This is a genomic window from Phyllobacterium sp. RCAM01083, assembly GCF_055685835.1.
In genome coordinates, this window is record NZ_JBVFZN010000005.1 from 1,475,001 (window position 1) to 1,488,621 (window position 13,621).

At 59.8% G+C, this 13,621-nt stretch carries 12 protein-coding genes (1 of these 12 running past the window's edge); 9 read left to right on the top strand and 3 right to left on the bottom strand.

The window, feature by feature from the left end; all coding sequences use genetic code 11:
- The 7 genes from rnr to rpmG all read left to right on the top strand — a co-directional run.
- Positions 1 to 1,214, top strand: partial view of a ribonuclease R gene (gene rnr / locus ACZ25R_RS13935; protein WP_472461291.1) — the 3' portion only. It extends 1,111 nt beyond the left edge of the window; 1,214 of the gene's 2,325 nt are visible here — the last part of the coding sequence; its start codon lies off the left edge, out of view; the stop codon is at positions 1,212 to 1,214.
- The gene (locus ACZ25R_RS13940) at positions 1,211 to 1,642 is read left to right on the top strand and encodes a DUF983 domain-containing protein (protein ID WP_472461292.1); all 432 of its coding nucleotides are present in this window, start codon (positions 1,211 to 1,213) and stop codon (positions 1,640 to 1,642) included. The genes rnr and ACZ25R_RS13940 overlap by 4 nt, the downstream gene beginning before the upstream one ends.
- Entirely contained in the window at positions 1,617 to 2,378 is a 762-nt protein-coding gene (locus ACZ25R_RS13945) for an NUDIX hydrolase (protein WP_472461293.1), read from the top strand. Before ACZ25R_RS13940 ends, ACZ25R_RS13945 begins: the two co-directional genes overlap by 26 nt.
- A gap of 3 nt (positions 2,379 to 2,381) precedes the next feature.
- Positions 2,382 to 3,560, top strand: coding sequence for an MFS transporter (locus ACZ25R_RS13950; protein ID WP_346307232.1), 1,179 nt, complete (start codon positions 2,382 to 2,384; stop codon positions 3,558 to 3,560).
- Between the two features lie 259 nt (positions 3,561 to 3,819).
- Positions 3,820 to 7,614, top strand: a complete 3,795-nt coding sequence (locus ACZ25R_RS13955) for an autotransporter domain-containing protein (protein WP_472461294.1) — start codon at positions 3,820 to 3,822, stop codon at positions 7,612 to 7,614.
- A gap of 11 nt (positions 7,615 to 7,625) precedes the next feature.
- Entirely contained in the window at positions 7,626 to 8,252 is a 627-nt protein-coding gene (locus ACZ25R_RS13960; RefSeq protein WP_472461295.1) for a 2OG-Fe(II) oxygenase, read from the top strand.
- A gap of 178 nt (positions 8,253 to 8,430) precedes the next feature.
- A complete protein-coding gene (gene rpmG, locus ACZ25R_RS13965) occupies positions 8,431 to 8,598 on the top strand; it encodes a 50S ribosomal protein L33 (protein WP_105735448.1) in 168 nt (55 codons plus the stop codon).
- An 83-nt stretch (positions 8,599 to 8,681) separates the two neighbouring features.
- Here the strand turns inward: rpmG and ACZ25R_RS13970 are convergent, their stop codons facing one another.
- Together ACZ25R_RS13970 and ACZ25R_RS13975 are read right to left on the bottom strand one after the other, a co-directional pair.
- Complete coding sequence (locus tag ACZ25R_RS13970; protein ID WP_464660032.1) at positions 8,682 to 10,061, bottom strand: PleD family two-component system response regulator; 1,380 nt, start codon at positions 10,059 to 10,061, stop codon at positions 8,682 to 8,684.
- Between the two features lie 28 nt (positions 10,062 to 10,089).
- Positions 10,090 to 10,461 carry a response regulator gene (locus ACZ25R_RS13975; RefSeq protein WP_008122893.1) on the bottom strand — a complete coding sequence of 124 codons (372 nt, stop codon included), beginning with the start codon at positions 10,459 to 10,461 and terminating at the stop codon, positions 10,090 to 10,092.
- A gap of 301 nt (positions 10,462 to 10,762) precedes the next feature.
- Between ACZ25R_RS13975 and ACZ25R_RS13980 the strand changes: the two genes are divergently transcribed.
- Positions 10,763 to 11,053: a DUF3572 domain-containing protein gene (locus tag ACZ25R_RS13980; protein WP_223615170.1), complete on the top strand. Its 291-nt coding sequence runs from the start codon at positions 10,763 to 10,765 to the stop codon at positions 11,051 to 11,053.
- A 70-nt stretch (positions 11,054 to 11,123) separates the two neighbouring features.
- Positions 11,124 to 12,440 (top strand): DNA polymerase IV, encoded by a 1,317-nt coding sequence (locus ACZ25R_RS13985; protein ID WP_472461296.1) that lies wholly within the window; start codon positions 11,124 to 11,126, stop codon positions 12,438 to 12,440.
- A gap of 288 nt (positions 12,441 to 12,728) precedes the next feature.
- Here the strand turns inward: ACZ25R_RS13985 and ACZ25R_RS13990 are convergent, their stop codons facing one another.
- A complete protein-coding gene (locus ACZ25R_RS13990) occupies positions 12,729 to 13,610 on the bottom strand; it encodes an AraC family transcriptional regulator (RefSeq protein ID WP_472461297.1) in 882 nt (293 codons plus the stop codon).
- Between the last annotated feature and the right edge of the window lie 11 nt (positions 13,611 to 13,621).

The following is a 13,621-nucleotide window of genomic DNA, read 5'->3' on the forward strand; positions in this document are numbered from 1 at the left end:
CCCTTGCCGTGCGCATGATTTTCGGTGCCGACGGGCGCAAGATTTCGCACACATTCCACCGCATCATGATGCGCTCGCATGCGCGCCTGTCCTATCCGCAGGCACAGGCGGCCATTGACGGTGCGACCGACGAGAAGACTGCGCCCATTCTCGGCAGCATCCTGAAGCCGCTCTGGGCAGCCTACGCCGTGCTCAAGCGCGGGCGCGATTCCCGCGAACCGCTGGAACTCGACCTGCCGGAAAAGAAAATCCTGCTGACGCCGGAAGGCAAGGTCGACAAGGTGGTGATTCCGCCGCGGCTCGATGCGCACAAGCTCATCGAAGAATTCATGATCCAGGCCAATGTCGCCGCCGCCGAAACGCTGGAGCGCAAGCGCCAGCCGCTGATCTTCCGCATCCATGACGCGCCGTCGCTGGCCAAGCAGGAAATTCTGCGCGAGTTTTTGCGCACGCTGGATATTTCACTGGCGCGCGGCGCCGAACTGCGCCCGAACCAGTTCAACCATATTCTCAAGCGCGTCGAAGGCAGCGAACAGCAGGAACTGGTCAACCAGGTCGTCCTGCGCTCGCAGTCGCAGGCGGAATACAACCCCGAGAATATTGGCCATTTCGGTCTCAACCTGCAGAAATATGCACACTTCACCTCGCCGATCCGCCGTTACGCCGATTTGATCGTGCACCGCGCGCTGATCGCGGCGCTGGCGCTCGGCCCCGACGGCATCACCCGCAAGGAAGAGGAAGACCTGCCGGAGATCGCCGCGCTGATTTCCACCTCGGAGCGGCGCGCCATGGCGGCCGAACGCGACACGGTCGACCGGCTGATCGCCCATCACCTCGCCGGACAGGTCGGCAGCAGTTTCCAGGGGCGGATTTCCGGCGTGACCAAAGCCGGACTGTTCGTTGCCCTTGCGACATATGGTGCCGATGGCTTTATTCCCATTTCAACCCTCGGCGATGATTACTATCTTTACGACGAAACCAACCATGCCCTTTCGGGCGAAAGAAGCGGCAAGGGCTTCCGGCTGGGCGATATCGTCGATGTGCGCCTGATCGAGGCCTTGCCGGTGGCGGGTGCATTGCGGTTCGAAATGCTGACCGAACCGCATGCCGTTCCAAGCGGCGTGCGCTCGCACCACAAGGCCAAGCGTTTTGCGCGCGGAAGCCAGAAACGTCCGGGCGGGTTTTCCCGCGGCGGACGAAGAGGTAAGGGATGACGGAACATATTTTTGGTGCGGATACTGCCCCGGCAAGACCCGTCCGCCCGGTGGGGCAGGCCATGTGGCGCGGCTTTCGCGGCCGCTGCCCGCATTGCGGCGAAGGAAAACTGTTCCGCGCCTTCGTCAAATCGGTCGACCGCTGCGCCGTCTGCGGCGAGGACTATACCCACCAGCAAGCCGATGATTTTCCTGCTTATATAACCATCACAATTGTAGGCCATATTGTGCTGGGCGGATTCCTCGCGGTGGAAACGCTCGTCCTGCTTTCAAGCTGGGTGCATCTGGCAATCTGGGCACCCCTCACGGTTGCCATGTCCATCGCCCTGCTCCAACCGATAAAGGGCGCGATCATTGGATTGCAATGGGCCAATTACATGCATGGTTTCGGCGGCGAAACCGATGAGCTGGAACCGCCGGAACGGTGACACGATGCCATTGAGCGACCTCGACAAATCCGCGCCTGCCAAAGCCGCACATGCCCGCCTGCGGCCGCGCGATGCCGCATCGCTGCTGCTCGTTGACCGCACGGGCAAGGAACTGCGCATCCTCATGGGCCGGCGCCACATGCGCCATGTCTTCATGCCGGGGAAATTCGTGTTTCCGGGCGGGCGCACCGAACGGGCCGATGGCCGGATTGCCGCCTTCGGCGAGCTGACGCCGGCCGACGAGGGCAATCTTTTGAAGGGCATGGGCACGCGCCCCAGCACCCAGCGCTGCCGCGCCCTCGCCCTTTCCGCCATCCGCGAGACGTTTGAGGAAGCCGGGCTGTTCCTCGGCCGGCATGCACCCGCCGCCATCGGCCACCCCGACTGGGCGGCCTTTGACCAGCGCGGCATCCTGCCCGACCTTTCGGCCATGCGCTATTTCGCCCGCGCCACCACGCCGCCCGGCGGCTCGCGCCGCTTCGACACGCGCTTTTTCATGGCCTTCCGCGAAGCGGTGGCCGACAGCCTGCCCGAAGGCACCGGACCGTCGCTGGAGCTCGAGGAGCTGTGCTGGCTGCCCTTCAACGACGCCCTGAAGCTCGATATTCCGACGATCACCCGCGCCATCATCCAGGAGGCGCAGGCGGTGCTGGAGACCAATCCGGCCCTGCAACCCGGCCACACCGTCGTTGAATACCGCATGAAATACGGGCGCTTCGTCCGAGAGGTCTTCTAGTTCATGGATGCAATGCAGAAGACGTCCGACCAGATCGTGGTCCGGTCATCCTGGCGCGCCCTTGTTGCGGCCATCGCGACGATCAGTGCCGTCGGTGTCGCCATCGGCCTCGGCATTCCGCTGCTCAGCGTCATCCTGGAGAATCGCGGCCATTCCGCCACGATGATCGGCCTCAATGCGGCGGTTGCCGGCATCGCCTCCATCGTTGCCGCGCCCTTCGCCGCCTCCATCGCCGCCCGGCTCGGCGTGGTGCCGACCCTGCTGCTGATGCTTCTGATCGGCGCCTGCTCCTTCTTCGGCTTCTATGTCTTCAGCGATTTCTGGGTGTGGGTGGTGCTGCGCGTCTTCCTGCATTTCGCCCTGACCATGCTGTTCATCCTGTCGGAATACTGGATCAACACCGCCGCGCCGCCGGAAAAACGCGGGCTGGTGCTCGGCGTCTATGCCACGGTGCTGTCCATGGGCTTTGCGCTCGGGCCCTGGCTGTTTTCGCGCATCGGCAGCACCGGCATCACGCCGTTTGCCGTCGGCTTCGGCATCATCATTTTCGCCATGCTCCCCGTTCTCCTTGCCTGGAAGGAAAGCCCCGATTTTCACGAGGAAGAACACGTGCCCTTCGCCCCCTTCATCTGGGCGGTGCCGACGGCAACGGCGGCCGTCTTCGTGTTCGGCGCGGTGGAAACCGGCGGCTTCGCGCTGTTTCCGGTCTATGGCTCGCGCATCGGCTACAGCGAGGCGGACGCCGCCCTGCTCCTGACCACGATCGGCCTCGGCAATGTGCTGATGCAGATCCCGATCGGCCTGCTCAGCGACCATGTGCAGGACCGCCGCAAGATCCTGCTTGTCTGCGCGCTGGTCGGGCTTGCCGGCATGTGCATCCTGCCCTTCATCACCGCCAACTGGTATCTGGTGGCGGGCCTGTTCTTCATCTGGGGCGGCGTGGTGGCCGGGCTCTACACGGTCGGCCTCGCGCATCTCGGCTCGCAGCTCACGGGCCGTGAACTCGCCTCGGCCAATGCGGCGTTCGTGTTCTGCTACGCCGTCGGCATGCTGGTGGGTCCGCAGGCACTGGGGCTTGGCATGGATGCGATGGGCCCCGGCGGATTTGCGGTGTCGCTGGCAATATTCTTCGCCGGTTACGCGCTTCTGGTCGGTTCCCGGCTGATAAGACGCAGGAACTAGGGCTACCACCCTTTCCAAGTACAGAATCAACTGAAGCTCATCGCTCATCAACAAAAGCTCTACCTCGCCGCAACCTGGAAGAGAAAACGCCAATGAACCATTGTTCTTTGGTCGTATTTGCTTGAAAACTTGCGGGTGAAAGCATTGCCGCAGCAATTTTCCCCTTGACTAACCGCCATCATAGCAACTCTATTTATTCCTATATTGCCTGTTTTCATTCCTGCATTTCAAACGACATTTTTATCGGGAACCATATTTCATGTCTTTTCACGCCACAGGTGCGGGTTTTTCCGCGCGTTCTGATCGTTTGTCCAAATTCCGCAACTATCTTTTAAGCAGTGTCTGCGCCGCGCTGATCGTTGCCGCTGCCGGATCCGGTGCTTCTGCACAGCAGCTGCCGAAATATGTCAACGCTGACGGCACAAGAACGAATGATCTGGAAGCGGCAAGGAAGAGCTGGCGGGACGATGCGGAATTTATCGGCAAAGCGAGGGATGCCTCACCGTCTTTACCGCAGAACTTTCCGCTGCAGGCCATCAATGCAGATGCGGCCTATGCAAAAGGATATACCGGTAAAGGCGTCAAGATCGGTGTCATTGATCAACCTGCCTGGCATGCCCACCCGGAATTTGCCGGCATCGACAAACTCACCGTCGTCCCAATCAGCGGCATCCGTACCTATAGCGATGTTCTTATCAATGTGAAAGCCGGCGATCCATACGTCTATGATGGCAGAGTTTATGTCGACGGACGGCATAAGATTGCTGATCACGGTACACACGTGGCGGGCATTGCTGCAGGCAATCGCAATGGCATCCATGGCGGTGAAGGGATGCAGGGTGTCGCTTTCGACGCGCGCATCTTTGCCGTGGATAATGGCGATCCGGGGCCGGAAGACGGCATCGTCAAAGGCAATGATGGCGGCGTCTATAGCAAGTCCTGGGATGCAATGATCGACAGCGGTGTTGATATCATCACCAATAGCTGGGGGATCGGCGTTAATGAAAAATTGCCCCAATGGACTTACCGGGAAGCCCAGGCGCAGTTTGAGGAGATAAAGGCAATTCTCGGTACGCCGGAAGGCGGCGCTTATGATGGTGCTCTCAAGGCAGCGCGTCATGGTATCGTCGTTGAATTTTCGGCTGGCAATGATAAGGGCAAGGAGCCGGATGCCATGGCGGGGCTTGCAACCTTCGTGCCTGATGTCGAGAAAAACTGGCTGACTACAATGAGCGTCAATGCGGATAGGAATAATCCGCAAGGTTATTCGAGGAGTAATTTTTCCAGCATTTGCGGTTATGCGAAATATTACTGCGTTGGCACGCCGGGAACACAAATCAACAGCAGTGTGCCCGATGGCGATATAAGCCTCAAAAAGAATGGCGATGTTCTGGAAGATGCCGACCTGCATCCCGTATACAAACTTAAAAGCGGTACATCCATGGCAGGTCCCGTGGCCACCGGAGCCTTCGGTGTTGTGAAACAGCGCTTTTCCTATCTCGCCAATGGCGAAGTCAATGAAATCCTCAAGACCACGTCCACGGACCTTGGCGATGCGGGCGTTGATAAGGTCTTCGGTTGGGGGCTTGTCGACCTGCAGAAGGCCATGAACGGCCCCGGTCAGTTCCTCGGCCGGTTCGATGCCAATCTGGGTGCCGGTGCGCGGGACATATGGAGCAACGACATTTCGCAGGTAGCGCTGGACCAGCGCAAACGGGAAGAGACGGAAGAAGTGGCGGCGTGGGCCACGCGGAAGAAGTCACAGGGCTGGGAGAGCGGTATTGGCAATGAACAGAAGTTGAAGATCGAGAAAGGGGTGGAACAGCAATTTGCACCATCCGCCTTCAATAAGACGCAGGCTCTGTTGGCAGCCGTTTTCAAGGCCAACGATACAACGCCTTATGTCTCTGCAGATTACAATTCCGCGCTGAAAGCGGCAAACGCTGATCCTCTGGCCGCTGCCATTCTAAAGGTTTACACAGCAAAATATCCCGAATGGACTTCTGGATATGATGCGCAAGAATACTATGGCGAGTTTTCAAAACCAGGTTTTGACAGCATAAAATTGACGTTAACAAACGATATGTTTGGCTTGGTAAAAGCTGAATACGAAGCCTTAGAACCCCGCACGGCCTATCTCTCCGGCAAGCTTGCTAATCCGAAATCCTATGATGCGGGGCTGACGAAGTCGGGCCTGGGTTCATTGTGGCTGACGGGCAAGAATACCTATCGCGGCGATACGGTGATCAATGGCGGCGAGCTTGGCATCGGGCTTGGCGGTTCAATCGTCTCGGCGTCTCTCATCAATGATAAGGGGCTGCTGACCGTCGATGGCACGGCGGCGACGGTAACGGTGAATGCGGGCGGGCAGGTGAAGGTCAATGCCACGGGTGTCACCGGCGATCTCGCCTTGAACGGCGGCTTTGCTTCCGTCGATGGCCGCAGCGGCGCAGCGGCGGTCAATGCCAACGGCGCGCTGGGTGGCATCGGCACGGTGGAGCGTCTGGCGGTGCATGAGGGCGGCGTGGTCGCGCCAGGAAACTCGATCGGCACGCTGCATGTGGCAACCGATGCCAGCTTCGACAAAGATGCCGCCCTGGTCATTCAGGTGGCTGCCGACGGGCGCAGCGATCGGCTGGAGGTGGCGGGCAAGGCAACGCTGCTCGGCGGCGTGGTCACGGTGACGACAGAAGATGGCAAGGCACCGTTGTCTCCAGCCGAAACGCTGGCGCTGCTGGATAAGACATACACGATGCTGACGGCTGCTGGTGGCGTGAGCGGAACCTTCGATACGGCCCTGCCGCACTATTACTTCATCGGCGCCGCACTCGCCTATGCAGCCAATGACGTCTCGGTCAGCCTTGCGCGCAACAATGTTGCCTTTGCCGATGTCGGCAAGACAAGGAACCAGAAGGCAGCGGCTTCCGGGATTGAAAGCCTTGGCCGCGGCAATCTGCTCTATGACACGGTGGCTGTTTCAACCGTGACGCAGGACCTGCCCGCCGGTTTCTCCGCCCTGTCGGGCGAAGCGCATGCCAGCTTACGCGGCACGCTGTTGCAGGATGCCGGGCTGGTCAGCGGGGCCGCGAGCGACCGGATACGCGCCGCCTTTGACGGCGTCGCCGCCAAAGCCGCGCCGGTTGCAACGCCGCTCGCCTATGGCCCGGAGGCGAAGGACAAGCGGAGTGCCGGTGAGGCGTTTGATGCGGCAACGCCCGCACCAGTCGCCGCAACCACCGCTTTGTGGGGACAGGCCTATGGCGGCTGGAGCCATGGTGCCAGCGATGGCAATGCGGCCGCCTACAGCAGAAACACCGGCGGCATCGTCACCGGCATGGATGGGGTGATTGCGGAGACATGGCGGCTGGGCGTGCTGGCCGGTTACGGCTCGACATCGCTGCATGGGGCGGGGTCGTCCGTCTCCGCCGACAGCTATCAGCTCGGCATCTATGGCGGCACGACAATCGATGCGCTGACCTTGAGTCTTGGCACGGTGCTCGCGCATCACGTGATCGATACGCGCCGCACGGTGTCGTTCGGCTCGCTGGAGGAGACGGACACCGCCGGTTACAGCGCCAACACGGTGCAGCTCTTCGGTGAAGCCGCCTACCGCATCGAGACGCCCTATGCGGCGCTCGAACCCTTTGCCGCGGCAGCCTATACCCACCTGAAGACGGCAGGCTTTACCGAAACCGGCGGCATCGCCGCCCTGTCGGCGCCATCATCCAGCACGGACCTGACGACGACGACACTCGGGCTCAGGGCATCGCGCGCCTTCACCCTCGGCAATGCCACGACGCTGACGGCGCGCGGCATGGCCGGCTGGCGGCATGCCTATGGCGATGTGACACCGCAGGCGCAGCTGGCCTTTGCCAGCGGCGGCGAAAGCTTCGATGTCAGCGGCCTGCCCATTGCCGCCGATGCGGCGCTTGTCGAAGCCGGTCTCGCCTTCGATATCGGCAAGGCCACCACACTCGGCCTCACCTATACCGGACAGTTCTCGGCCGGCGTCAACGACAACTCCGTCAAAGCCGATCTGACGGTAAGGTTCTAAGGGTAAATCCAATGACATCACAATCGCGAAAGGGGGATACTCAACCATGGCAAGGAATTACCGTGGTTGAAAACCTCTTGAATGCTCAGGAGCAGCGAGCCATCTACAGGTTTCTTTCAACCGGAGGATGGGGGTACGGATGGCGATCCCATAGCGGTGAAGGCGCGCAATCCTTCTGGCACAAGCATTTTGCCGGAGCACTCGGCGATACAATTGAACAAGGCGCTCTGCACAAAGGATCGAGCAACGCTTGCGAAGTTGAACTTGCCGCCAAAGCTCCCCTCCTTCATGTGTTATGGGAACAACTTGCTCGAACCGCACTGAAAGGACATGTTCTCCAGCGTTGTTATGCCAATGGCCTCCCCTACGGCAGCGACGGTGCAACCCACACGGATTCACTGGAACCCGGAGCCTGTACAGCGGTCTACTATCCGCACGAAGTCTGGGATTCGGACTGGGGTGGTGAAACGATCCTATTCAATCAGGACAAGGACGATATTCTTGCGGCCATCTATCCGAAACCCAACAGGCTTTTGCTTTTTCCGGGCTTTGTTCATCACGTTGCCCGCGGCGTCACCCGCGTTTGCCCGACCATGCGCATCACGCTGATGTTCAAGACACGGGTTAAGCTTGAATGACGATGCAGAGGCCGATTGGTGTGAGCACCGCCTAGAGCACTGTACCAATCCTAGATTATAGTGCCTCCACCCTTGACTTTTCGGCGGGTGTTGGTACATGTCCGCCTGAATTTCCGCTTATAGCCACGTTGTTGGACTGAACGGCGGTCCTCTTCTAATAAAGACAGGTAAACTGAAAATGGCTAAGGCTGCAAATATCAAGATCAAGCTTCTGTCGACCGCTGACACCGGTTTCTTCTACGTTACGAGCAAGAACAGCCGTACGAAGACAGAAAAGTTCTCTTTCCGCAAGTACGACCCGGTCGTACGCAAGCACGTTGAATTCAAGGAAACCAAGATCAAGTAATCCCGGATTTTCCCGCATGTTCAAAATGCCGCCTTCGGGCGGCATTTTTGTTTCCGGGGATTGGCAATCCGATTCGGACGGCCTCACGCCGCCTCGGACACAACCTTGTTGCGGCCCGACGCCTTGGCGCCATACAGCGCCTCGTCCGCACGCTTGAGCATGTTCTGCACGCTGTCATCCTTCGACTGCACGCTGGCAATGCCGATGCTGATGGTCACCGGCACGCTGGTGGCGCCGTCATCGACGAAAAACGGCGTCGAGGCCACTTCACGCCGGATGCGCTCGGCGACAATGGCCGCCATCGTCAGGTCCGTATCGGGCATGACGATGAAGAACTCTTCCCCGCCATAGCGGCTGGCGAGGTCGCTGCCGCGCACGTTGCGGCGCAGGCGCTGGGCGAATTCGCGCAGCACCTCATCCCCGCCATCATGGCCATAGGTGTCATTGATCAGCTTGAAGCGGTCGATGTCCGTCATCAGGATCGACAGCGGACGGCGGCGGTCCACCGCGCGCTTGAACAGGGTTGCCAGGTGCGTTTCCAGATATAGCCGGTTGTGCAGGCCCGTCAGGCTGTCGGTGACGGCCATCTCGTAGGTCTTGACGACACTGGCGCGCAGGCCGTCATGATAGGCCTTGCGGCGCAGCTGCGTGCGCAGGCGCGCCAGCAATTCGTTGGAATTGAGCGGCCGCACCACATAATCGTTGACGCCAAGCTCCAGCGCGCGGCGGACCTTCGGTTCCTCGCCCTGATCCGCGACGAATATGATCGGCATCGACCGCGTGTTGTCGAGCGAGCGCAACTGCGCGCAAATGCGCAGCGGATCGTAATCGGCAAAGCTCGATGCGATGATCAGGCAGTCGTGATTGCCCTGAATGGCGTCGAAAAAACCCGTCTGCGGATCGGTCTGCACGTCGACGGTGCATTCTTCCGCCAGAATGGTTCTGATTCGTTCGACGCTGCCGGGCCGCTCGTCGATGAGCAGCACCTTGGCATCCCGGGCTATGGCTTCGACACCGCTGGGAAAGCGCAGGATGGATTCGAGGCCGACATCGCGGGTCGTTGCCACCCGCAGCCGCAATTCGTCGGTGAGATTCTTCAGCCGCACCAGGCTTTTCACCCGGGCAAGCAGTTGCAGGTCGTTGACCGGCTTGGTGAGAAAATCATCGGCGCCGAAATTCAAGCCGGTGATCCGGTCCATATCCTGATCGAGCGCTGTCACCAGAATGACCGGGATATGCGCGGTGGCGGGCTGCGATTTCAGCCGGCGGCAGACCTCGAACCCGTCCATGCCCGGCATCATGACATCGAGAAGGATGACATCGACGCTGTTGTTTTCGCAGAATTCCAGCGCTTCATAGCCGTTCGACGCCGTCACGACTTCATAATATTCGGCGCTCAACCGCGCTTCCAGAAGCTTCACGTTGGCAGGAACATCATCTACGACAAGTATGCGGGCCGTCATAGTTCACTTCTCCGGGAAAACTGACGGGTCAAGCGTCGCCAAGGTAGGATTTGATGGTTTCGATGAATTTCGGCACGGAAATCGGCTTGGATATATAGGCCTCGCAGCCGCCCTGCCGGATACGTTCCTCGTCGCCCTTCATCGCGAAGGCCGTGACGGCGATGATGGGGATCACATGCAGATCATCATCCGCCTTCAGCCATTTGGTCACTTCGAGCCCGGAAACCTCCGGCAGCTGGATATCCATGAGGATCAGGTCGGGCCGATGCTCGCGCGCCAGATCGAGGGCTTCGAGACCGTTGCGTGTGCGGATCGTTTCATAGCCGCTGGCTTCGATAAGGTCGCGGAAGAGCTTCATGTTGAGCTCATTGTCCTCGACAATCATGACTTTCTTCACCATTGGCAACGTCCCGTTGATCATGCGTGGCGTGGGATTGCCGCCTTGACAAGGCTCCCACCGCAGCATCATTGAATGGATGCAAGTAATAGCGCGTTTTGATTGATGAAAAGGTAACTCTTCACGGCGGTCAAAAAATGCTGCAGATCATGTTTAACCAAGGCTTTATTGAACATCTTCTTTTGTAGAGATTCAATTGGTCATTGGCCCTTCCGCCTGCAATGGGGTCGCGGCAGGCGGTCAAACGGGAATATTGTTTTCAAGGGTGTTCGGATGAACACACATTTCGGGACAGACAGGCAGAATGAAACAGCAGATGAACCTCGAGAATGCACAGGATCTGGCGATCAATGCCCTGGTTTTCCTGGCGCAGGACAGTGAATTGCTGCCGCGCTTTCTTGCCCTTACGGGCATCACGGCGGATCAAATCCGCCAGGCGGCGCAGGAGCCGGGATTTCTGGCCGGCGTGCTGCAGTTTTACCTGGCGCATGAGCCGACCCTGATGCGCTATTGCGAGGCGACAGAGACGGACCCTGCCCTGTTCCAGCAGGCGTTGCGGCTGCTGCCGGGCGGACGGCAGGAGGATGTGTACTAACGCGCAAACGGCTTGCAAGCGGCCTGTCTCTTCAGTAAGTTCGGCATGTTCTATTTATGTTCCGAGCATCATGGCCCCCCTCAACGATCCTGAATTTGGATTCTGCCGCGACTGTCTGACAGCGCAGACCTCGGCCGGGCGCCGCTGCCAGCAATGCGGCAGCCCGCGCCTGCTGCGCCATCCGGAACTCTACAGGCTCTCCATTGCCCATGTGGATTGCGATGCATTCTACGCCTCGGTGGAAAAACGCGACAATCCGGAGCTGCGCAACAAGCCCGTCATCATCGGCGGCGGCAAGCGCGGTGTGGTCTCCACCGCCTGTTATGTCGCGCGCATTCATGGCGTGAAATCCGCCATGCCGATGTTCAAGGCGCTGGAGGCCTGCCCGCATGCGGTGGTCATCAGCCCGAACATGGAAAAATATGTGCGGGTGGGGCGCGAAATCCGCCAGATGATGCGCGATCTGACGCCGCAGGTGGAACCGCTGTCGATCGACGAGGCGTTTCTCGACCTGTCGGGCACGCAGCGCCTGCACCACGATCCGCCGGTGCGGGTCATGGCGCAGTTTTCCAACCGGGTGGAGAAGGAAATGGGCCTGTCGGTTTCCGTCGGCCTGTCCTATTGCAAGTTCCTGGCAAAAATCGCCTCGGATTTTGACAAGCCGCGCGGCTTTTCCGTCATCGGCGAAGCGGAAACCCCGCATTTCCTGCATGACAAGCCGGTGACCATGATCTGGGGTGTCGGCAAGGTGTTTGCCGCCACGCTGGAGAGGGACGGCATCCGCACCATCGGCCAATTGCAGACCATGGAACTCGGCGCGCTGATGGCCGCCTATGGCAGCATGGGCCAGCGCCTTTACCAGCTGTCGCGCGGCGTCGACACGCGCCGGGTGGAACCGGACGGCGAATCCAAGAGCGTTTCGGCGGAAACGACGTTCAACGAGGATATCGGCACGCTGGAAGAGCTGGTTCCGATTCTGCGCTCGCTGTCCGAAAAAGTGTCGCGCCGCCTGAAGGCCGCCGACATTGCCGGCCGGACGGTGGTTCTCAAGCTCAAGTCGAGCGATTTCAAGCTGAAAACCCGCAATCGCCAATTGGCCGACCCGACCCAGCTTGCCGACCGGATTTTCCGCACGGGACTGGCGCTGCTGGAAAAGGAGATCGACGGGACGCGGTTCCGGCTCATCGGCATTGGCGTGAGTGACCTCAGCGATGATGGCCGCGCCGATCCGCTCGACCTCGTCGATGTGCAGGCAACCAAGCGGGCCGTGGCGGAGACGGCCATCGACAAGCTGCGCGGAAAATTCGGCAACAATGCCGTCGAGACCGGCTATACCTTCGGCAAGATCAGGCAAAGGACACGGCCGGTGCCGGACGAGATTGATTGATTTGATTCAGGGATTTACGGGAAATTTCGGAGAAAATGAATCCGGATTGTTTTGAATTGCAATGACGATGGTGCGTGGTTCGACAAGCTCACCATGAGGGGCTGGGTGGGCTGCAAGACTATTCGGAAACATCGAGGTATGACCAATCCTGCAGGATATAACTCCCTGCAATCCTCGCACTCCCTCATGGTGAGCTTCCTGAGCTTGTCGAAGGGCGAACCACGCACCACACAAGATGCCTTTTGCAGCAAAGCGAAGGAGAGATGGCCAGGCCACCATTGACCGGCGCTATTTCAGCGGCAGAAACAGATCAGCAACCGCCTCATGCTCCGGCACCTCCGGGAAGAAGCTCAGACGCTGGCAATAGATCGGGAAGTCACGCGCTTCCTCGCCGCTGGCCGGAAGCCAGTCGCGATACAGATAGAGCGCGGCGGGCTCCAGATTGTCGGTGTTGCCGACGACGCGCAGCACCGCACAGCGACCACCGGGAATCTCGCCGGCCTTGATCTGCTCGCCGTTCGCCTCGATCGGCTGGTCGGTGCCGACACAAAGGTCCATGCTGTAATCGGCGGGCGATGCGGGACGCCGCTCGGAACGCCAGACCGTGAAGGTCGGACTTGTCCTGGGGTGCAGGCCAGCGGCCTTGCGCCATGCGATGAACCGCTGGATGGTGGCACCGATCATCGCGGGGTCACCCCGATGTTCCATGATCGCCACCCGCGTCAGGGCCACATCGCGAATCGTCACGTCAATCGTGGTAAAAGTCTTCTGCATGAGCTTGCTCCTTGCGTTGTCAAAAGGCCCGAAGGCCGCAAGCCACGGCTCCCAATCGGGAGATTTTCTGAACGACGAAGGCGATTGCCCGAACCGTTGCCGAAAGGCGCGGGCGAAGGCATCGGGTGCGTCGTAACCGGCATCCATCGCTATATCCGTGACGCTCTGGGCGTCTATGTAGGCCAGCCGATACGAAGCGCGCTTCATACGGGCAAGCTGGACATAGCGATGCACTGATAACCCGAAGGTGGACATGAACTGCCGGTGGAAATGGTATTTCGAGAACGCCGCGATGCCGCTCAGCGCTTCCAGGCCCAGATCATCGTCAAGATGCTGTTCGATGTGATCCAGCACCCGTTGCATCCGGGCATGGTAGTTTTCAAGTGCCGCCTTCATCGCCTGTTCCT

What these genes read in the sequence shown, in the direction of transcription:
- ACZ25R_RS13940 (WP_472461292.1), top strand. Translation starts at nt 1,211, where the DNA reads ATGACGGAACATATTTTTGGTGCGGATACTGCCCCGGCAAGACCCGTC.
- ACZ25R_RS13970 (WP_464660032.1), bottom strand. Translation starts at nt 10,061, where the DNA reads ATGACGGCCCGCATACTTGTCGTAGATGATGTTCCTGCCAACGTGAAG.
- rpmG (WP_105735448.1), top strand. Translation starts at nt 8,431, where the DNA reads ATGGCTAAGGCTGCAAATATCAAGATCAAGCTTCTGTCGACCGCTGAC.
- ACZ25R_RS13955 (WP_472461294.1), top strand. Translation starts at nt 3,820, where the DNA reads ATGTCTTTTCACGCCACAGGTGCGGGTTTTTCCGCGCGTTCTGATCGT.
- ACZ25R_RS13980 (WP_223615170.1), top strand. Translation starts at nt 10,763, where the DNA reads ATGAAACAGCAGATGAACCTCGAGAATGCACAGGATCTGGCGATCAAT.
- ACZ25R_RS13985 (WP_472461296.1), top strand. Translation starts at nt 11,124, where the DNA reads ATGGCCCCCCTCAACGATCCTGAATTTGGATTCTGCCGCGACTGTCTG.
- ACZ25R_RS13990 (WP_472461297.1), bottom strand. Translation starts at nt 13,610, where the DNA reads ATGAAGGCGGCACTTGAAAACTACCATGCCCGGATGCAACGGGTGCTG.
- ACZ25R_RS13960 (WP_472461295.1), top strand. Translation starts at nt 7,626, where the DNA reads ATGACATCACAATCGCGAAAGGGGGATACTCAACCATGGCAAGGAATT.
- ACZ25R_RS13945 (WP_472461293.1), top strand. Translation starts at nt 1,617, where the DNA reads ATGAGCTGGAACCGCCGGAACGGTGACACGATGCCATTGAGCGACCTC.
- ACZ25R_RS13950 (WP_346307232.1), top strand. Translation starts at nt 2,382, where the DNA reads ATGGATGCAATGCAGAAGACGTCCGACCAGATCGTGGTCCGGTCATCC.
- ACZ25R_RS13975 (WP_008122893.1), bottom strand. Translation starts at nt 10,461, where the DNA reads ATGGTGAAGAAAGTCATGATTGTCGAGGACAATGAGCTCAACATGAAG.